Origin of the sequence: Agrobacterium rubi TR3 = NBRC 13261, from assembly GCF_000739935.1 — a bacterium.
In the GTDB taxonomy this organism is placed as follows: Bacteria; Pseudomonadota; Alphaproteobacteria; order Rhizobiales; family Rhizobiaceae; genus Agrobacterium; species Agrobacterium rubi.
This window is the reverse complement of the sequence record NZ_BBJU01000007.1, coordinates 309,265-329,728: the sequence shown is the minus strand read 5'-3', so window position 1 is coordinate 329,728 and position 20,464 is coordinate 309,265. Positions and strand designations below refer to the sequence as shown.

Sequence of the window (20,464 nt, the reverse complement as noted above, 5' to 3'; positions counted from 1 at the left end):
ATCCTCCTGCGGATTACCTTGCAAGCTGCAAATGGTTAAGTAAAATGAGTTTATCGCTAAAAAACATAACCATTAGATTATATAAATGCTCGATAACCGCCTTAAATTCCGTCATATCCAGACCTTTGTGGAAATCGCCCGCCAGAAAAGCGTGATGAAGGCAGCGACCGTTTTGCATGTCAGCCAGCCTGCAGTGACCAAGACCGTTCGAGAATTGGAAGAGGTGCTGGGTGTGGTGCTGTTCGAGCGTGACGGGCGCGGTATCAAGCTCAGTCGCTATGGCGAAATCTTCTTGAAGCATGCCGGCGCCACCATGACGGCGCTGCGGCAGGCAGTAGATTCGGTTTCGCAGGATGCCTTCAAAAGTGGTGTGCCGGTGAGGATCGGCGCCTTGCCGACCGTATCCGTCAGCATCATGCCGAAGGTCATGGCCAGTTTTCTGAAAGAAGACACAGGCAGCACCGTCAAAATCGTGACGGGTGAAAATGCCGTCCTGCTCGAGCAATTGCGGATCGGCGATCTCGATCTCGTCGTCGGGCGACTGGCAGCACCTGAGAAAATGACGGGCTTTTCGTTCGAGCATCTCTATTCAGAACGGGTCCGTTTCGTGGTGCGGGCCAAACATCCGTTATTGTCCGAAAAGACCTCCATTTTCGCGCGCCTGCACGAGTTTCCGGTGCTGACGCCGACGCGGAACTCTGTCATCGGGCCGGTCGTCGATCAGTTTCTGCTGGCACATGGCGTGCCGCAACTGCAGACCCGGATCGAGACGGTATCCGATGCCTTCGGCAGAGCCTTCTTGAGAACCAGCGATGCTATCTGGATCATCTCGGAAGGCGTGATCGCCGCGGATGTGGCGGATGGCACGCTTGCCGTGCTGCCGCTCGACACCACCGACACGAGTGGCCCTGTGGGTCTAACCATGCGTGCAGATACCCAACCGTCTCTGCCCCTTTCGCTGTTGATGCAGACGATCCGCGAGACAGCCGAGGCACTGGCCGCCTCACCGCTTCAATAGGGCAGGCCGACATAGTTCTCCGCCAGCGACGTGGCAGCGGCCCTTGATTGCACGAGATAGTCCAGTTCCGCTTCCTGTATCTTCTGGCCGAAATCGCCGGTATCGGGAAAGCGGTGCATCATTGTCGTCATCCACCAGGAAAAGCGAACGGCTTTCCAGACTCTGGACAGGGCCCGACCCGAGTAACCTTCGATGCCCGCTTCGGAGTGATCCTTGTAATATTCGGTCAAGGCGTGGCTGAGATAATAGACATCGCTGGCAGCGAGGTTGAGACCTTTCGCACCCGTGGGGGGCACGATATGGGCGGCGTCACCTGCCAGAAACATCCGCCCGAACCGCATCGGTTCAGCCACAAATGAGCGCAGCGGCGCTATGGACTTTTCGAAAGATGGCCCGGTGACCATCGACTGCGCATGCTCGGACGGGAGGCGAAGGCGTATCTCATCCCAGAACCGGTCATCGCTCCAGCTTTCGACCTTTTCGTCAAGAGAACACTGAATGTAATAACGGCTGCGCGTCTCAGACCGCATGGAACAGAGCGCAAAGCCGCGCGGATGGTTGGCATAGATCAGCTCATGATTGACCGGTGGCACATCGGCAAGAATGCCGAGCCAGCCGAAAGGATAGACGCGTTCGAATTCCTTGATCGCGCCTTTCGGAACGGCCTTACGGCTTGCACCGTGGAAACCATCACAACCCGCGATGAAATCGCAATCGATGCGCTGTGTCGAGCCGTCTTTGTCAAAGGTCACATAGGGTTTGTCGCCATCGAAGTCGTGCGGCTGCACGTTAACCGCATCATAGATGGTGACGAGGCCCTGGCGTTCTCTCGCATCCATCAGGTCGTGGGTGACCTCGGTTTGGCCATAGACCATGACCCTTTTTCCACCCGTCAATTCATGGAGATCAATGCGATGATCGCGGCCATCGAACGCCAGGGAAAACCCATCATGCGGCAACCCTTCCTTATGAAGGCGGGCGGCGACACCGACCTCCTCAAGTAAACGGACGGTGCCCTCTTCCAGCACACCGGCGCGAACTCTGCCAAGGATGTAATCTTTCCCGACCCGATCCAGGATGACGGTGTCAATACCCGCCTTTGCCAAGAGCTGCCCAAGCAGCAGGCCCGCTGGCCCTGAACCGATGATGACGACGTGAGTGCGCATTGTATCCTCCCAAAACGGTCTCTCCCGTCGGGAAATCTGCCGCCCCAGCCATCACCTTTCAATGGACTTTCAAACACAGCTCTTGCACTATCCGACCATAAACTCCAGGGTGGCGGCATGGCGCACGACGTTGAAGACCAACTCTACGGCGAAGATTCCGGCCAGCAGGCGGATTTTCGCTTTCATTGCGAAACGTTGTTTTCGCGCAGCAGCCTTCACCGCTTCGAGATCGGCCTTCATCGTCATGAGGGCTTTCTGCAAATCCTCTATATCTCAGGCGGGGAAGGCGATGCCGTGCTGAATGGCGAGGCTAAAACCATAACGCCGCCTGCCATTATCGTCGTGCCGCCCGGCTTTCAGCATGGCTTCCGGTTCTCGCCGGATATTTCAGGTGTTATCGTCACCATCATACCGGCGGCGCTGCCTGCCGCCATCCAGGCATTGTCGCGCCGATACTTCAAAGCACCATCTTTGATCACGCTCGAGAACAGCACTGTGCTCGGTGATGTCCGTTCGTGTTGTGAGACGATCTCGCGAGAATATTCAAGCAGCGGATTGGCGTCCATATCGCTCATCGAAGGACAAATCGTATCGTTGATCGTCTATCTTGTCCGCATATCGCAGCAAACATTTCACGGAGACGGACTGGATGCCAATGGCAGTCGCTTCGAGCGCCTGCTGGATTTGATCGCGCGGCATATCCGCGAACAGAAACGCACCGCTTTTTACGCAGAGCAACTGGGCGTATCGCAAACGCATCTCAATCGTCTTGTGAGACAACAATGCGGTACGAGCCTCCAGAGGCTGATTGCGCAAAAACAACTCGACATTGCCAAGCAGGAACTGCTGTTTACGGTATCCACCGTGCAGATGGTGGCAAGCGGTTTGGGATTTGACGATCCCGCCTATTTCTCGCGTTTCTTTCAACGCGAAACCGGTATGAGCCCACGTGCGTGGCGCACTGTCGAGCAGACGAGACTGTCGATTGCCTTGCAAGCTGACAATCAGACCAGCATTCTAGCCAGCTCGCCTTGAACCTTTAAAAGTGGCGGAAGGTAATTTTCGACCAATTGCGCCATCGATGCCGCCGAGGCAGGCAGGCCGACATTGAGCGCTGCGACTGTTTTGCCATGGACATTTCTGAGCGGCACGGCAATCGACCGAAGCCCGACCTCGACTTCCTGGTCGATCAGCGCATAACCGCGGGCCTTCGTCACATCTAGTTCGGTCATCAGCAACTGAATGTCAGTGATGGTTTTTTCCGTTCGCGCCTCAAGCTTGATCGATGCCAGATATTTTTCCCTGTCATCTGAATTCATTGCGGCCAGCAAGACGCGCCCCATTGAGGTGCAATAGGCTGGGAGACGCGATCCCGGCATCAGGGCAATGGACATGACCCGTCGCTGGGCGGCGCGTGCGACATAGACGATATCGGTCTCGTCGAGAATAGAAACCGATGTGCTCTGGCCGATCTGTTCGGAAAGATGATCCAGCAAAGGCTGGACGATACGCGGCAGCCGCATGGTGGCAAGGCACCCGGTGCCCAGACGCAGGACCTTGGGCGTCACCGTAAAAAACTTACCGTCATAGGCGGCGTAGCCAAGCTGCGCCAACGTCAGAAGGCAGCGTCTTGTTGTCGCCCGATCAAGCCCGGCGATATCGGCAGCCTGCGAGATGGAGAGACGTGGATGGTCTGCGCTGAATGCCTCGATAACACTTAGGCCTTTAGCAAGCCCGCCCATCATGTCTTTGTCACTTGTTACCATCAGACCACCATTTTCGTGCGATAATCGAACAAATATGGCATATCGCACAAAATGGTTGCAGTCGAGCCCTGTTCAGATTTAGCTGTCGGCCATTGGACGAAGTCTGGGAGGCCGACATATGGACAAGACGATCAAGAGCGCTGCCGATGCTGTTAGCGCCATAGGTGACGGCGCAGTCGTCATGATTGGTGGCTTTGGAGGGTCGGGCGCGCCCATCGAGCTCATCCATGCACTGATCGACAAGGGTCCGAAGAACCTGACCGTCGTCAACAACAACGCCGGAAACGGGCGCATCGGCATCGCCGCCATGATTGATGCCGGGATGGTTGCCAAGATGATCTGCTCATTCCCCCGTTCGTCCGATCCACGGGCTTTCACCGACCGATATCTGGCAGGCCAGATCGAACTCGAACTCGTTCCGCAGGGAACGCTGGCCGAGCGCATCCGCGCAGGCGGTGCTGGCATTCCGGCTTTTTACACGCCGACAGCCTACGGGACCGAACTTGCCGAAGGCAAGCCGATCGCTGAATTCGATGGTCGCCACTATGTGCAGGAGCGCTGGCTGAAAGCGGATTTCGCCATCGTCAAGGCGCATCTGGGGGACACCCACGGCAACCTGACCTACAACAAGGCTGGCCGCAACTTTAACCCGCTCATGTGCATGGCGGCTGCAACGACAATCGCGCAGGTTTCCAGGATCGTGCCGCCGGGTAGCATCGACCCCGAGCAAGTGATCACGCCAGGCATCTTCGTGGACGGAGTCGTCCAGATCGAACATCCGCAGCAAGAAGAAGAACTGATCCGCGCAGGAGTGGCCTACGCATGACCGACGACATCAACGCTCTCAACACGTTCGAAGACATCAAGCTCTCCAATGCCCAGATCGCGTGGCGCGCAGCGCAGGACATCGAGGACGGTGCCTATGTCAATCTCGGCATCGGCTTTCCCGAAATGGTCGCCCGTTACCAGCCGCCTGGGCGCGAAGCCATCTTTCACACCGAAAACGGCATCCTCAATTTCGGCGAAGCCCCGCCTGAAGGCGAGGAAGACTGGGACCTGATCAATGCCGGCAAGAAGGCCGTGACACTCAAGCAGGGGGCTGCCTTCTTCCACCATGCCGACAGTTTTGCCATGGTGCGCGGCGGACATCTGGATGTGGCCATTCTGGGTGCTTACCAAGTGGCGCAGAATGGCGATCTCGCCAACTGGCGTGTCGGCTCCAAAGGCGTGCCAGCCGTCGGTGGCGCGATGGATCTGGTGCATGGTGCAAAACAGGTCTTCGTCATCACCGAGCATGTGACCAAAAAAGGCGAACCAAAGCTCGTCGAAAAATGTGCATTTCCGCTGACCGGCGTTGGCTGCATCACACGCATCTACACAAGCCACGCGGTTGTGGATGTAGTCGATGGCCGGTTCGTCTTGCGTGAGAAGCTGGCGGGCATGACGATTGACGATTTGCAGGCGATGACCGGCGCAAAGCTCCATACCGATGGAGCTGTCGCTGATCTTGCTGCTCCCGAACTATGAGGCACGACATGACCGACGTCTTTATCTGCGACTATATCCGCACCCCGATCGGCCGCTTCGGCGGCGCACTGTCTTCGGTGCGCGCTGATGACCTTGGAGCCATTCCGCTGAAAGCCCTCATTGAGCGGAACTCCGGAGTGGACTGGGAAGCAGTAGATGATGTGATCTTCGGCTGCGCCAACCAGGCCGGCGAAGACAACCGCAACGTCGCCCGCATGTCATCTTTGCTCGCTGGATTGCCGGTGTCAGTCACCGGCACGACCATCAACCGTCTCTGCGGCTCCGGCATGGATGCGGTCATCACAGCAGCCCGCGCTATCAAATCGGGCGAGGCAGAATTGATGATCGCTGGCGGCGTGGAAAGCATGAGCCGTGCGCCTTTCGTGATGCCGAAAGCGGAGACTGCCTTTTCGCGCAACGCTGAAATCTACGACACAACCATCGGCTGGCGCTTCGTGAACCCTGCCATGAAGTCTATGTATGGCGTCGATTCCATGCCTGAAACCGGCGACAATGTCGGCATCGACTACGACGTATCGCGCGAGAGCCAGGATGCGTTTGCCGTTCGCAGCCAGCAGAAAGCATCGCAGGCGCAGGCAAACGGACGGTTGGCAAAAGAGATCACACCGGTCAGCATTCCGCAAAGAAAGGGCGATCCCGTCATCGTTGATAAGGATGAGCACCCCCGCGAAACGAGCATCGAGGTGCTCGCTAAATTGAAGCCGATCAATCGCATGGATGGTGCGACGGTGACGGCGGGCAATGCTTCCGGCGTCAACGATGGTGCGGCCGCCCTGATCATCGCTTCAGAGGCAGCGGTCAAGAAATATGGTCTCACGCCGCTCGCCCGCGTCAGCGGTGGAGCAACGGCTGGTGTCCCACCCCGCGTCATGGGCATCGGTCCGGCACCGGCTTCGGCGAAGCTTTTGGCTCGGCTTGGCTGGGCGCAAGACATGTTGGATGTCATCGAACTCAACGAGGCCTTCGCGTCGCAAGGGCTGGCCACGCTGCGCCAGCTTGGCATCGCCGACGACGACCCGCGTGCCAACATCAATGGTGGTGCGATCGCGCTCGGCCATCCCTTGGGTATGAGCGGCGCGCGGATTGCCGGAACGGCTGCTCTTGAGCTTTCGCTGACGGGTAAAGCCAAAGCACTTGCCACCATGTGCATCGGCGTTGGCCAGGGCATCGCGATTGCTCTTGAAAAGGCCTGACGGCAGGGGTGGAAACGCATTGGCGGGGTCGGCTGATCGTCGATCCCGCAGCACTGCGTGCGTTACTTGATTGGAACGGGGTTGGCCAAGGCTTCTTTTAACGTTGCGCTCATGGGAAGCTTGAGATTAACACCTGTCCCCGGAGCGGGCTGCTCGAACCAGCGGGAATAGATCTCAGGCATTTGTGGGCTTTTGTAGATTTCGGCCAGCGCATGGTTGACCGCATCAGTAAAGGCTTCGTCGTTTAGCCGCATCATAAAGCCGAAGGGTTGCTCGTCGCTCACCTTGTCTGATGACATCCGATAATCGGACGGTGTGTTCGATTGCGCAATCATCATGCTCAACAAAACCTCATCCATGGAAAATGCAGACACCTTACCATCCGTGACCATGTCGAACGCCGATTGCAGTGTGTCCACCGGTACAATCGACATATTGAGCTTTTGTGACCGATTGATCTCGTTGATGTCACTGACGTTGACCGTGCCAAGAGCGACGCTGACGGAACGGCCCTTCAGGTCTGCCAAGGTTTCCATGCCGTTTTTCGCGAGCGACACATAGCGGGTTGCACCGAAGAAATGGCTGATGGAAAAACTCGCGCTCTTACGCCGCTCGGCTGTGTTTGTACTGGCGTTGCATTCGATGTCCATCATGCCATCGTTCAGCAATTGTATGCGGTTGCTCGGCGTGCGCGGGATAAATTCGACCTTTATCGTCGGCATTTGCAGCCGATCTTTCAGCTTTTCGGCCAATGCGCGACATATGTCGACGGAATATCCAACCACTTCACCCTGCGCCGTCGTGAACGAAAATGGCGGGGTGACGCCGTATCCTATCCTGATCTTGCCGGTTTCCTTGATACGCTCCAGAGTCGGCGTCGTGAAGTCCGCAGCCGCTAGACCTGCTGACATGAGAAAGACAATGACCGATTGAATTAGGCAGATTTGACGGAGGAAGCTGCGTTTCATTGCAGATACTCCTTGGGGTCACGAAATGCCGCCTTGAGTTCCTCAGACATCGGCAAGTTGAAATTACGTCCATCCGGCGGAAGTGGTGACATGAACCATCTGTTGTAGATATCGTCGATTTCCCCGCCAACGAATATAGTGCGCAGCGCATCATTGACGCTGGTGCGGAAGGGCTCATCACCCTTGCGCATCAAAATTCCATAGGGTTCAGGCGGGCCAAAGGTTTCAGATGAGATCATGTAGTCATCGGGCGATTTGGAAAATGCCACGTGCGCAGCCAACAACACACCGTCCATGACGAAAGCCGACGCCTTGTTGGTTTCCACGAATGAGAAACCCTCTAAGTTCTGCTTGGCCAGCATCACCGAGATATTGAGATTGCTGGTGCGGTTTCGCTGCTGCAATTGCTCGATATTGACCGTGCCGGTGGTGGACGCCACGGTGCGCCCGGCCAGATCCTTGATCTCCCTGATATTGCTCGACTTTTTCGCCACGAACCGCGTCGCCGTGATGAAGTGGGGATAGGAGAATGCGACCTGCTCGCGTCGCTCGGCATTGTTCGTGGTGGCGCTGCATTCCAGATCGATTTTACCGGTCTTGATGAGAACAAAACGGGTGGCAGCTGTCGCCAGGACGTAGTCAATATTGATCTTATCGAGACCAAGCTCAGCACGGACGTGATCGGCAATGCGATTGCATAACTCAACCGTATAACCGACAGCTGCGCCATCTTGGTTGCGATAGGCAAACGGCACTTCATCGGAGCGATACCCGATCGTTATCGTTTTGGTCCGAGCGATCTTGTCCAGCGTCCCCTCCTCACTGGCAGTTGCAACCGATGTACCGAACACCTGAAAAGCAAGTGCTGCGGAGACGAAAGCGCTCACGCCAATCTGCAGGAATTTCCTATTCGCACACAAAAACTCAGCATATCGCATGTGTTACGCTCCTAGCGATGACACCTTCCGGGGATAAAAATGATGATAGATACGCTCGATTTCCTCGATATTGGCGGGGCGCCCAAGATGGTATCCCTGCGCCAGCAAGCAGCCAGTGGACCGAACGAACTCAAGTTGATGTTCGGTTTCAATGCCTTCCGTCGTCGTCTCGAGCCCAAGGCTACCAGCGAGCTGTAAAAGGCTGCGAATGACGGCTCGGCTTTCAGACCGCTCTTCGATGCCCATGATGAAACTACGGTCGATTTTTATCTTGGTAACGGGCAGTGTGAGCAGATAGCTGACGCCGCTATAACCCGTCCCAAAGTCATCAAGCGCAATGCCGATGCCCAGCGCTCTGATGCTCTCCAACGTTTCCTTGCACTCCAAGGCGGATATCTGCACGCTCTCCGTCAATTCCAGCTCCAGACGTGATGCCGGTAGACCATTGTTGAAGAGCGCTGATTTGACCGTCTTTATGAAGTTGCCGTGCTGCAACTGTACGGGAGACACGTTGACCGCAATCGTGCAATCGGGTGGAAGTCGGCTGGCATCGACGCACGCCCGTCTCAGAACCCACTCGCCGATCGCCACGATCTGCCCAGTCTTTTCGGCAATGGGAATAAAATCGGTCGGTGAAACCCAACCCAGCCGGGGATGCCACCACCGCAAGAGGGCCTCGAACCCAACAGGCTCCGACTTCAGGACAGAGAAGATCGGCTGATAATGCAGCACGAACTGATTGTCGCGCAAAGCCGCATCGATGTCGTGTTGCATCACGTGTCCGCGGTCGCCGGACATTTCCATGCCCGGTTTGAAGAAGCGGTATATTCCGCGCCCCTCTGACTTCGAGGCATAAAGTGCGATATCCGCCTTTTTGAGCAACTCGGAAATTTCGACATCAGTCGCCGTATCGGTGCAGATACCGATACTGGCCCCGACAGATATCTCTTTGCCCAAAAGATTGAATGGTCTTGCCACCGAACGAATAATCGCAGACGCCAGTTTACTGGCCTCGACAATCGGGTTCTTGCTCACCACCTGCATGATCGCAAATTCGTCGCCGCCAAGACGAGCGGCGATGTCGCCAGGCCTCATCAAAAGCAGCAACCGCTCGGCAAAAGACACAAGCAAAGCATCGCCGCTTGCATGCCCCAGCCCATCATTGATGGATTTGAAGCGATCAAGGTCCAGCAGCATGATGTTGAACTGGCGACGCTCACCATCGGTCAGTGCCGTCATCTCTTCTATTTTCTTGCTAAAAAGCGCGCGGTTTGGAAGCCCGGTCAGAGCGTCATGATGGGCAAGATGCTCCATATGTTTGGCCACATCGCGCACCTGCCTGAGGTGTTCGCGTTCGACCACCGCTTCGCGCAGAGCTTCGATGGCAATCGCAAAACGGCCGATTTCGTCGTGGCGATCCTGAAAAGGGGTAACGATGCGGGTATCGTCATGCGCGATGCGGGTCAACGCGCTGACGAGCGACGGCACCGGCTTGAAAACCTTGCGCATGATCAAGGTGACGGTGATGCCGGTCAGGACGAGGATGGTAAGAAGCAGCACTACGGAGTTGCGCAACAACCGGTTCTGGCTTTCCTGAAGAACAGAAGCCTCGCCGATGGTCGTGACCACAGCGCCTTGAAGGTTACCGTGCGGCGTGACGACGGGCACGTAGGCGATGAAATGCTTGATATCGCCGATATCGGCAAATCCAACGTAAAAATGAGCCGGTTTCGCGTCCTCGGGCAGAACCAGGGCTTCGCCTTCACCCGAGCCGAGTGCCTTTGCCGAGCTGGAAAAAGCCTGTCCTTTCGATGATGTCTGAAAGAGCCAAATATTGTTTTTGGTCTGCGATGCGGCAAGGTTTAAAACATCGCTAGGGTTGAAACCGGTGTCGAGGATAGACGCATCGTCGCCCAAGGGCCGCTCGCTTATAATTTTGGTAATCTGGCCATCATCCGCGCTATCAATGGCAACGAATGTATAAATGGAGCGGATAGCGGACGAGGTGACCTGCGCATTTAGTTCGGCCTGACGCCGCCATTGCTCTTGCGAATCGCGCTCCACCATGACCCAGCCGATGGTCGCACCGACGATATAGGCAAGGACCACACTGGACACCAAGAAGACATTGATCTTCCAGAAAAGCGAATGATACCAGACGAGCCGAGACCGGCTTCCACGCAGATCGCCAGCCTCCCGTTCCTCAATGTTATCGTGAGCGACCATTCAGGCCTGAAACCTTTTTCCCCGTGTCCACGGACCCTAGGGAATAAGCTTTAACCATGGACTTAACGGACAGGCGTAAATTGCTATTTCCCACAACCATTCCGAGATATGGAAAACAAAACCTAAATAACAGATCGGTTTTTTAGCATTCACAGCAAGGTTGGCGGGCAAGAGCGTTCAAGCGGGAAGTGTATAGCACCATAACGGGAAAGCCGTTCAATACATACGATGCCGCTTCGATTTCGGGTGCCCCTACCACGTCAATTTCATCGCGGCATAGGACCGATATAGTGCGATTGCGGACGGATGAGCTTTCCCACGTGATCCTGCTCCAAAACATGCGCGGTCCATCCCGCCATACGACCGGCGGCAAACACATTGGTGAAACTTTCCCTTGGGAAGCCGACACCTTCCAGAACCAGCGCCGTATAAAATTCCACGTTAGTTTGCAACGGACGCAAGGGCTTCTTTTCTGCCAAGAGGGATAGAGCTTCTTTTTCGACCGCCTCTGCAAAGCTGATGCGATCACTATCGTTTCGCAAAGCGCCGACGGCCTTTTTGAGCACATCCGCCCTCGGATCGCGGACCCGGTAGATGCGATGACCAAACCCCATCAATCTGTCACCCCGTGCGAGCGCATCGACCAGCCACGCATGAATATTGCTGTCATCGCCGATGGCATCCAGCATATCGAGGACCGGACCAGGGGCGCCGCCATGGAGTGGACCTTTCAGCGCACACAGCGCGCCGATGACGGACGAGAACATCCCGGCTTTCGTAGACGCAATGACGCGGGCCGTGAAGGTGGAAGCGTTGAGACCGTGGTCGGCTACGGTCACAAGATAGGTGTCGAGTGCCCTGACCTTTTCGGGAGATGCCTCAACGCCATGCAGCATGTGGAGGAAATCGGCTGCGTGGCCCAGCGTTGCATTGGGGGCGATTGGCGCTAGACCAGCGCTTTTACGCGCAATAGCAGCCGCAAAGACCGGCACGGCGGCAACGGCCATGATATGGTGCGCTCCGGGCTCTGCGTCTGCAAGCGAGGACAGGAATAGCCGCAATGCCTCGACGTGCGACAGCGCCTCTGTGGTCGCCAGAAGCGGTTCGACCAACGCGAATGCTTGCGTTCGCGCCTGCGCAAGCGCCGCCCGGATTTCCACCGCATCTTGAGAGTTGGGCGCCAAATCCTTCCAGAGAAGCGCGAGAACGGCCTCGAAGCTCCAGTCTGACAGGCTATCGAGATCATATCCGCGCAAAATCAGGCGACCGGCGGCGCCATCGACATGGCTGAGAACAGTTTGCGCTGCAACGATATTCTCCAGACCGGGGCTGACGGCGTCTAAGACCGATGAAGAGACGTTTTTCGATTGGGCGGCCATGATAATCCTCACAGGGTTGACTTGCGTGAGAATGATGGTTGAATCAATATAATCAATCTTGATTCAATTAATCAATGTGAAGAAAATGACCGGGTACGACCATTTCATTGATGCGGAGGCCGCATCACACATCCTCGGCATCAGCCGTGCGACACTTTACGCCTATGTCAGTCGCGGCCTTGTGCGTGCCATGGAGGACCCGGACGATCCCCGCAAACGCCTCTATGACAACACCGACATCGAGCGGATGAGGAAGACCAAGTCGGTCGGACGCAAACCGCGTGATGTGGCGGCGACGACGCTGGATTGGGGGTTGCCGGTGTTATCCTCGGGCATTACGCTGATCGAGAATGGTCTGCTCTTTTATAGAGGCCAAGACGCCGTCACCTTGGCAAACCACGCATCTCTGGAAGATACCGCACGTTTATTGTGGGCCTGTGGCGATCACGATCCTTTTGCGAGTCTTGAGCCCTTGCCATGGGACAGCAATTTGCTGGAGCTGACGAAAAATCTGCCATTGACGGAGCGCTGTCAGGCGCTGCTTTCCTTCGTTGAGGCGGGTCGGCTGACGGCGTGGCAGCGCGACAATCGGAACCTTTGGCCAAGTGCGGCAGCGTTGGTGCGAGCGATGACCGCTGCGGCCAGCGGCAGCCAGCAGAGCGCAATGCCCACCCATCTGCACTTGGCGCATACATGGCGGCTTGATGAAAAAGGTGCGGATATTTTGCGACGGACACTCGTTCTTTTGGCCGATCACGAACTGAATGCGTCAACCTTTGCAACACGTGTCGTCGCGTCAACAGGCGCTTCGCTGGGAGCAAGCCTTGATGCGGGACTTGCAGCATTGAGCGGCCCCTTGCATGGCGGCATGACAAGCCTTGTCGAAATCCTGTTCGAGGAAATCAATGCGGAGGCCAATGGCGCAGTTGTGATAGAGAGGCGCCTGCGCCGCGGTGATAGTCTACCTGGTTTCGATCATCCGCTTTATCCGGACGGAGACCCCAGAGCCGCAGCCTTGCTGGCTCTCTTGCCGCGCAACGACGCACGTCAATCCCTCATAGACACCGTTGCGGAAACGACGGGCAAACGACCGACAATCGATGTTGCGCTGGTGTGCGTTCGCCGTGAACTGGGACTGCCGAGCGGTGCGGCGCTGGCCCTCTTCGCGATCGGCCGAACCGTCGGCTGGATTGCGCACGCCCTTGAGCAGTTTCAACAGAAAAAACTGATCCGTCCACGTGCACGATATGACGGGCCACAACCGCGCAAATCATGAAGATTCAGCAATTGCGATGAATAGATGTTGAAGACCATGTATTTATGACGTCTCGAATGTCGCTTCACTTGCCAGCACCACAAATGACTGCGATGAAAACCTTAGAAATTGACGTTACGGGAGCGTTTTGCATGACGACGATGACTGAGGCGAACATAAGACTTGGTGCTATTCTCGCCGAGGCTGAAAACCAGCAATCGTCACTCAGCGCGGCGAAACTGGAAAGCAACGGTCTTGTGCCCGATACGGTCGAGACAGGCATGGCCGCGCAGGCAATCGCGGCAGCGGCCATCGGCAAAGAGATCGGCGGATGGAAGGTTGCGATGAATGGCGTTCGCGCCGTTGCCGCACCCCTTCTCGATGTTTTCGATACCATCACAGATACGGCCTTTGACGTTCCCAAACCGGGTGCAGTCGGTATCGAAATCGAGATATGTTTTGTTCTTGCAGAGGATATTCCTCCACCAGCGAACAACAAAGAATATTCCCGCGAGGAGATTCTCGCCCACGTCGCATCCGTTCATCTGGGCGCCGAGCTCGTCAGCTATCGGATGATCGAGGAAAACAAGGCACCGTTTGCGTTGCATCTGGCCGATCGCCTTGGCAATCACTCCTTCGTTCTCGGCCCTGAAATCGACAGATCGATTATCGATCGTCTGACCAACCAGGACGCTACTCTTCCCGCCCTTGTTCTGGAGAGTGGCGAGGATGTGCTGTTTGCCGCCGTGCCCAAGCATCCGCAAACTGATCCCCTCACCCCGCTCTTGGCCTACGCCAATGCGCCACTCGACCACCTCGGCGGGTTCAAGCGCGGTCATGTCGTAACGACGGGTAGTCTTTGCGGCCTGGTCAGACTATCGGGACAAACATTGCTTCAGGCATACTGGGGTGACATTGCGAAACTGACGGTGACCCTGCCCGCGTCGTGATCTGCATGCAAAATCACGTCTGAACGTTTTGACTGCCACCACATACCCCTCACTTTTGAGGAGGGTCTGAGGGCAATTTATCGCATTTTCGCCATATATGAAAACGCCGTCGCTGTTACACTCCTCACCAGCGAGAGTGTCGGGGAGGACAGTTTCAACAGGAGATGGTTCGATGGCGAAATCGATTTTGAATGCTCTTGGAAAGCCGCTTTATTATAGCGACACATCCACCGGCTTTTTCTCGGCGACCGGCTCCGGTCCCGATCTCTACGGCACCACCAAGAATGACTCCATGTGGGGTGATAGCAGCGTCAACGTCACCATGCATGGCGGCACAGGCGACGACATCTACTATCTCTATTCGACATCCAATCGTGCAGCTGAATCTGCCGGTCAGGGCACCGACACCATTAACACCTGGATGAGCTACACGCTTCCCGACAACTTTGAAAACCTCATCGTCACGGGTGATGGTCGCAATGCGTTCGGAAATTCCATCGACAACATTATCACAGGTGGTTCCGGCAAACAGACGATCGACGGCGGTGCGGGTAACGACGTGCTGACGGGGGCTGGCGGTGCTGATACCTTCGTGTTTGCCAAGGGCAACGGCACGGATCTCGTCACCGATTTCGGTTCTGACGACATCATCAGGCTGGATGGGTATGGCGTAACGTCCTTCGATCACCTGATGTCCACATCGACGCAAAAGGGTGCGGACCTCTGGCTCAACTTCGACAATGGTGAAAGCGTCGTTCTGGCCAACACCACCACCGACAGCCTGAACGCCAATCAGTTCCGACTGACGCTTGACCGGTCCCAGCTCACATCGACCTTCTCCGACGAATTCAACTCACTGTCCTTGAGCGACGGTCAGACAGGCGTGTGGCAGCCGAAATTCTGGTGGGCAGGAGACGCCGGTGGCACCCTGCACACCAACTCCGAAAAACAATGGTACATCAATCCGGCCTATCAGCCGACATCATCGGTCAATCCGTTTTCCGTTCAAAACGGTGTACTGACCATTAAAGCCGCCCCTACTCCGGATTCCATTTCGGAAGCTGTCAGCGGTTATGATTACACGTCTGGCATGCTGACCACGCACCCATCCTTTTCCCAGACCTATGGCTATTTCGAAATCCGCGCGGACATGCCGAGCGACCAGGGAGCTTGGCCCGCCTTCTGGCTTTTACCGACCGATGGAAAGTGGCCACCGGAACTCGATGTCATCGAGATGCGCGGCCAAAACCCCAATACGCTTATCATGTCTTCGCATTCCAACGAAACGGGCCAGCAAACATCAACGGTCAACAATGTGCAGGTCTCCAGCACCGAAGGGTTTCACAAATACGGGCTGCTGTGGGATGAAGAGCATATCACCTGGTATTTCGATGACGTGGCGGTAGCCCAGACCGATACACCATCCGACATGCACGATCCCATGTATATGATCGTCAACCTTGCGGTTGGTGGCATAGCAGGAACGCCGACGAACGGATTACCAAACGGTTCGGAAATGAAGATTGACTATATCCATGCTTACTCCATCAACGATCCGGCCGTGAGCCAGATCGCCTCGACAGAGCATTTGCTGGTTTGACAGGATCGCGCCGCTTAAAGTGCGGCGCGTTTCCAACCGTATATCGACGCCTCAAGCCATCTGCGCACGACACGCGCGAAAGCCAGTGAGCCGAAAACGGAACTTACCAAAGCTTCACATGACGGTTGACGTCTTTGTAAAGCAGATATCGGAAGCGTCCGGGCCCACCGGCGTAGCAGGCCTGCGGGCAGAATGCGCGCAACCACATGAAGTCACCGGCTTCGACTTCCACCCAGTCATTGTTGAGCCTGTAAACGGCTTTGCCTTCCAGAACGAACAGCCCATGTTCCATGACATGGGTTTCCATGAACGGAATGGTCGCTCCAGGCTCGAAGGTGACGATGTTGAGATGCATGTCATATCGACCGTCTGCGGGATCGATAAAGCGAGTCGTGGCCCATTTGCCATCCGTATCGGGCATGGCGGATAGCTCGTGATCGTCTTCATGCGTGAAGATGGCGGGTGGCAGTTCCAGACCATCGACGACATCAAACACTTTTCTGACCCAATGGAATTTGACCGGGCCAGTCCCCTCGCCGCGCAGTGTCCAGACGCTGCCCGCTGGAATATAGGCGAATGAGCCCGCCCGCAGAGCATGTTTTTGACCCTGATAGTTGATGCTCATCTCACCATCGACGACAAAGATCCCCGCTTGCGCACGCGCGTCCGGCTCAGGCTTGTCGCTGCCGCCACCGGGCTGCACTTCCATGACATATTGGGCAAACGTTTCCGAGAAACCCGTCATGGGTCGCGAAATGATCCAGGCGCGCGTTTCTGTCCAATGAGGCAGAATACTGGTGACGATATCAGACATGACGCGCTTGGGAATGACCGCGTAGGCCGTGGTAAAGGTGGCCTTGCTCGAAAGCAATTCGGTCTGGCCTGGAAGGCCTCCAAAATCAGAATAATACCGCTTGTCCATCATCACTCCAAAGGCGCTGCTTTATCAGCGCAATCATTAGAGCCTTTCGACGCCGAAGGAAATCACTCTCGGATCATTTTAAAGCATTGCTGTCGCGACACCGGCAAGGCATCGCGACAGCCGAGAAGCTCAATCAGGCCTTCTTGCGGATAACACCGTAGACGATGTTGCGGTTCTCGCCGAAGAACACCTCCGCCTCCACCAAGGACGGGTCGATGCTGGCATTGATGATGTGCCACATATCTTGTTCCGTGCGCAAAAGCAGCGCCCAGTTCATGAAGGATTCCATGTAGCCGTCGACACCGATATCCTGCGAGAAATTCGCAAACAGGAAGGTACCACCTGGCTTCAACATCTCCAGGCAACGCTGCGTCAGCTTGATGGACACCTTGTCGATCAGATAGTCGTAAAGGCCTGCGGCGTAGACAAAATCGAAGGTGCCGAGTTCCTGACGTCGTGAGAGAATTCCGCGCACGGAGCCGTCGATGGCCTCGATGCAGGTGCCCTGGAAATCGCGCATGATCGCACCGATGCTGAGCGGGTCCTGGTCGAGTGCGACCCAGCGTTTGATTCTTCCCTCAGCCAGCGCAGACGAACGGTTAGCCTCCCGCAGATGCCCGGCTGCAATCGTTAAAATCTCGGTGTCCGGGCCGCGCTCAGTGGCAAGATCGTCAACGTATCTCGTCAGAATATCCCGGCGCTCACGCACGGCGACAGAGGATGACGCGTCCTTGGTATATTCGTAAAGTGCCGATCCGACCGGTGAAGCGGCCTCGATCTTATCCTGAACGCTCGCATGCCCGTAGATGAAGTCCAGAAGCTGGGCGTCGCCGGAATAGCCGCGGGGCTTGTCAAACGACCAGTGCGTGAAGGGGTCCTGCAGGAAATAGTCTGCGACGGGGTGGTTCTGAATAAGAGGTATCAGCTCTTTCCACACGCTGGAATGGTACTTTTCCCTGAACTGATGTAGTCGGCCCGCAACTTCATGTATAATTTGCTGCGGTGCAATATCGCTGAGAAACTGTTGATGCGCCAAATTGAGAAGGATCGCGATCTCAGCTTCCGCGATCACAAAGTGCTCTTTAAAATTGTCCGAGTGTTGTGCAAATATCTCATCGGATATTGCTTCAGGCGTAATAAGACTTTCACCATCAAATTTTTTATTCAGCAACTGGGACACCGATAACTCTCCTGATTAACGATCTGTTAACTTTGAAACAATTCACATCTTATTGGATTGCAAGTCAATGTGGTGCAGGTGCAGAAAAACATCGTTTAGCGGGAAACTTTTTATTAAGGTAAACGGCAGATCGATTGTATTTTTCTTTTGCCTTAAGCAAATTTAAGCTGGAACTACGCCATATTAGCGGGAGTTGTGACTGTTTCTGACATCACCACGATTGCGGAAACGGAAGTAAGCGGCAAATCTCTGGCAATATAATTTGCAAGCACCCGTGATGTAATCTCGCAATATTATTGCAACCTATGGAAAAGTGCATGAAGCACACTTTGGTAGATGTGGTAGGACTTGATCCCCAGCCGGATGCATCGCAGGAGCGATCAGCCGATGCTTCACGAGCGCTGTTTTTCAAAGAGGCCGACGCCAAGCGGCGCACGTCGATCCGGCAAGGATTGTGGATCGCGGTGCCGATCTACCTCTTGTTTTCGGTAACCGACATCCTGCTTATTCCCGACGTCTCGCCGCACACGATGTTTGCGCGCTTCGTCGTCGGCATTGCCGCATTGCTCATGCTTGAAATGCAAATTCGTGCTAATGCCAAGACGAGCCATATGGACATTGCCTGCGCCACCGCGCTGGTGTGCGGTTACATCGCCTGGCTGATGCCGGCCATGATGACCACACATGTCACCAATATGTCCTACTACATGGTGTTTGGCGCGATTTTCATGATGGGCGCGAACCTGTTTTTCACGTTCAATTTCGTGCTGTCTCTGATCGCCTCGAGCCTTGTGCTGTGCATATACTTTCTTGCGCTCAGCTATTTCCACGAAGACATCTATTACCAGATCAATTTTGGCACATTCTACTTCTCGTGCTTCGTCTTCACGTCCTACGTCAACCTGCGGCTCAATCGTGAGCGTTACCGGGTTTTCCTGAACGCCATCGAAGCGAAGGTCCAGCAGCGGGAGGCGGAACAGCGCGGCGAAGCGTTGCTTCATCTCTCGAACACCGATCCGTTGACAGGGCTTGAAAACCGCCGCGCTATCGATAGCAGGCTGCGGCAGCTTTGGGACGGCTGGATCAACCATCAGCACAACTTCGCCGTCTTTCTCATCGACGTCGATTTCTTCAAGAAATACAATGATTTCTACGGTCATCAAGAAGGTGATCGATGCCTCATCCAAGTTGCGCAGAAGCTGCAAACCAGCTTGAGCAGGTTCGACGCTGTGATCGGTCGCTATGGCGGCGAAGAGTTCATAGCCCTTGCCCGTTTCACGACCGCCAAGGACATCGAGGACATTGCCGAAACGCTGCGCACGACCGTTCAGGATATGCGTCTTGTCCACGAGAAGCGTCGGGACGGCACATCTGTCATCACGGTGAGCGTCGGCGCGTCCTTTACCCGCCCACAACAGGACCCGAAGCTGGAACGCATCATCAACGAGGCCGACCGCGCGCTCTATCTTGCCAAGGCAAACGGTCGTAATGCCGTGAAACTCTTCGATCCCAATGACCCGCAAAACAGCGATGACACGGAAAACGTCGCTGCCTTGCTGAATATCGCAATCGCGCAAAATCTCGTATCGCTGGTCTATCAACCCATCAAGGATCTCAAATCCAATACCATCGTCGGCGCTGAATCATTGATGCGGCTGAGACTTCTGGATGGGACGGCCGTACCCCCCAGCATCTTCATTCCCATAGCAGAGCGCACAGGCGCAATCATGGAACTTGGTCTATGGGCGATCCGAACGGTGTGCCAGCAGGCACTGAAATGCGAAAGAATGCCTGTCGTTAGCGTTAATGTTTCACCCATCCAGCTCAAGAGCCCGGGTTTCGCAACCTCAGTGGCGGCCATTCTCGGCGAGATCGGTGTGTCCGGCGGACGTCTGGCCTTCGAAATCACCGAAGGCTTGGAGATGGACATGAACTCCGATGTCCTGCGCTGCATCAGCGACCTCAAGACGCTCGGCATCAAAATCTGGCTCGATGATTTCGGCACGGGCTTTGCAGGATTGTCTTGGCTAAGGCTGATCGACTTCGACACGGTGAAGATCGATAAGTCATTCCTTCACGATGCGCAAACGCCGCGTGGAAAACTCATGCTGAGCGACATCATCGCCCTCATTCGCAACCGGGGTAATAAAATTTTGGTCGAAGGCGTAGAGACCGCCGAGCAACTTGAGCTGCTGAAAGAGCTGCGCATCAATCAGGTTCAGGGTTATTACGTCGGGCGCCCAGCACCGGCCAATCTCTTCACCAAAGACATGGTCTATCGTCCCCGCAGCGTGACCCAGCCTGCCTAAAGCGGCTCCTGAATAATCACCTCAACGAAAAACCCGGCAAAGTCTC

The 20,464-nt window shown here is 55.6% G+C and carries 17 protein-coding genes; 9 read left to right on the top strand and 8 right to left on the bottom strand.

Features of this window, described 5'->3' with window-relative positions:
• Nucleotides 1-85 precede the first annotated feature (85 nt).
• Nucleotides 86-1,018, top strand: coding sequence for a pca operon transcription factor PcaQ (gene pcaQ / locus RRU01S_RS06045; RefSeq protein ID WP_045229324.1), 933 nt, complete (start codon nt 86-88; stop codon nt 1,016-1,018).
• Here the strand turns inward: pcaQ and pobA are convergent.
• Nucleotides 1,012-2,184, bottom strand: coding sequence for a 4-hydroxybenzoate 3-monooxygenase (gene pobA / locus RRU01S_RS06040; RefSeq protein ID WP_045229323.1), 1,173 nt, complete (start codon nt 2,182-2,184; stop codon nt 1,012-1,014). The two genes, pcaQ and pobA, sit on opposite strands and share 7 nt — an antisense overlap.
• A 117-nt stretch (nt 2,185-2,301) precedes the next feature.
• Between pobA and RRU01S_RS06035 the strand changes: the two genes are divergently transcribed.
• A complete protein-coding gene (locus tag RRU01S_RS06035) occupies nt 2,302-3,219 on the top strand; it encodes a helix-turn-helix domain-containing protein (protein ID WP_045229322.1) in 918 nt (305 codons plus the stop codon).
• Here the strand turns inward: RRU01S_RS06035 and RRU01S_RS06030 are convergent.
• A complete protein-coding gene (locus RRU01S_RS06030; RefSeq protein ID WP_045229321.1) occupies nt 3,189-3,950 on the bottom strand; it encodes an IclR family transcriptional regulator in 762 nt (253 codons plus the stop codon). The genes RRU01S_RS06035 and RRU01S_RS06030 overlap by 31 nt on opposite strands.
• 118 nt (nt 3,951-4,068) lie before the next feature.
• Here RRU01S_RS06030 and RRU01S_RS06025 point away from each other — a divergent pair, with 118 nt between their 5' ends.
• From RRU01S_RS06025 to pcaF, 3 genes are read left to right on the top strand one after another with little or no spacing between them, the layout of a single operon-like run.
• Nucleotides 4,069-4,776, top strand: coding sequence for a 3-oxoacid CoA-transferase subunit A (locus RRU01S_RS06025; RefSeq protein WP_045229320.1), 708 nt, complete (start codon nt 4,069-4,071; stop codon nt 4,774-4,776).
• Complete coding sequence (locus RRU01S_RS06020) at nt 4,773-5,477, top strand: CoA transferase subunit B (protein WP_045229319.1); 705 nt, start codon at nt 4,773-4,775, stop codon at nt 5,475-5,477. Before RRU01S_RS06025 ends, RRU01S_RS06020 begins: the two co-directional genes overlap by 4 nt.
• 8 nt (nt 5,478-5,485) lie before the next feature.
• Nucleotides 5,486-6,691, top strand: a complete 1,206-nt coding sequence (gene pcaF, locus RRU01S_RS06015) for a 3-oxoadipyl-CoA thiolase (protein WP_045229643.1) — start codon at nt 5,486-5,488, stop codon at nt 6,689-6,691.
• A gap of 62 nt (nt 6,692-6,753) precedes the next feature.
• Here the strand turns inward: pcaF and RRU01S_RS06010 are convergent, their stop codons facing one another.
• From RRU01S_RS06010 to RRU01S_RS05995, 4 genes are all read right to left on the bottom strand, one after another.
• Nucleotides 6,754-7,659 carry an amino acid ABC transporter substrate-binding protein gene (locus tag RRU01S_RS06010; RefSeq protein ID WP_045229318.1) on the bottom strand — a complete coding sequence of 302 codons (906 nt, stop codon included), beginning with the start codon at nt 7,657-7,659 and terminating at the stop codon, nt 6,754-6,756.
• On the bottom strand, nt 7,656-8,546 hold the full coding sequence (locus tag RRU01S_RS06005) for an amino acid ABC transporter substrate-binding protein (protein ID WP_045229317.1): 891 nt from the start codon (nt 8,544-8,546) through the stop codon (nt 7,656-7,658). Before RRU01S_RS06005 ends, RRU01S_RS06010 begins: the two co-directional genes overlap by 4 nt.
• Before the next feature lie 54 nt (nt 8,547-8,600).
• Nucleotides 8,601-10,823, bottom strand: coding sequence for a bifunctional diguanylate cyclase/phosphodiesterase (locus RRU01S_RS06000; RefSeq protein WP_045229316.1), 2,223 nt, complete (start codon nt 10,821-10,823; stop codon nt 8,601-8,603).
• Between the two features lie 266 nt (nt 10,824-11,089).
• A complete protein-coding gene (locus tag RRU01S_RS05995; protein WP_045229315.1) occupies nt 11,090-12,202 on the bottom strand; it encodes a citrate synthase/methylcitrate synthase in 1,113 nt (370 codons plus the stop codon).
• Nucleotides 12,203-12,287: 85 nt separating this feature from the next.
• Here RRU01S_RS05995 and RRU01S_RS05990 point away from each other — a divergent pair, with 85 nt between their 5' ends.
• The 3 genes from RRU01S_RS05990 to eglC all read left to right on the top strand — a co-directional run bounded on the left by RRU01S_RS05990 (nt 12,288) and on the right by eglC (nt 16,007).
• Entirely contained in the window at nt 12,288-13,478 is a 1,191-nt protein-coding gene (locus RRU01S_RS05990) for a citrate/2-methylcitrate synthase (RefSeq protein WP_045229314.1), read from the top strand.
• Nucleotides 13,479-13,609: 131 nt separating this feature from the next.
• The gene (locus RRU01S_RS05985) at nt 13,610-14,407 is read left to right on the top strand and encodes a hypothetical protein (RefSeq protein WP_052815988.1); all 798 of its coding nucleotides are present in this window, start codon (nt 13,610-13,612) and stop codon (nt 14,405-14,407) included.
• 172 nt (nt 14,408-14,579) lie between these two features.
• Nucleotides 14,580-16,007 (top strand): endo-1,3-1,4-beta-glycanase EglC, encoded by a 1,428-nt coding sequence (eglC, locus tag RRU01S_RS05980; RefSeq protein WP_045229313.1) that lies wholly within the window; start codon nt 14,580-14,582, stop codon nt 16,005-16,007.
• Nucleotides 16,008-16,110: 103 nt separating this feature from the next.
• Here eglC and RRU01S_RS05975 read toward each other — a convergent pair whose 3' ends face one another.
• Together RRU01S_RS05975 and RRU01S_RS05970 are read right to left on the bottom strand one after the other, a co-directional pair.
• A complete protein-coding gene (locus tag RRU01S_RS05975; protein WP_173999657.1) occupies nt 16,111-16,929 on the bottom strand; it encodes a bifunctional allantoicase/(S)-ureidoglycine aminohydrolase in 819 nt (272 codons plus the stop codon).
• A 133-nt stretch (nt 16,930-17,062) separates the two neighbouring features.
• Complete coding sequence (locus RRU01S_RS05970; protein ID WP_045229311.1) at nt 17,063-18,109, bottom strand: class I SAM-dependent methyltransferase; 1,047 nt, start codon at nt 18,107-18,109, stop codon at nt 17,063-17,065.
• Between the two features lie 317 nt (nt 18,110-18,426).
• On the opposite strand from RRU01S_RS05970, the gene RRU01S_RS05965 reads away from it, so the two are divergent.
• Nucleotides 18,427-20,418 (top strand): putative bifunctional diguanylate cyclase/phosphodiesterase, encoded by a 1,992-nt coding sequence (locus tag RRU01S_RS05965; protein ID WP_045229641.1) that lies wholly within the window; start codon nt 18,427-18,429, stop codon nt 20,416-20,418.
• Nucleotides 20,419-20,464 lie beyond the last annotated feature (46 nt).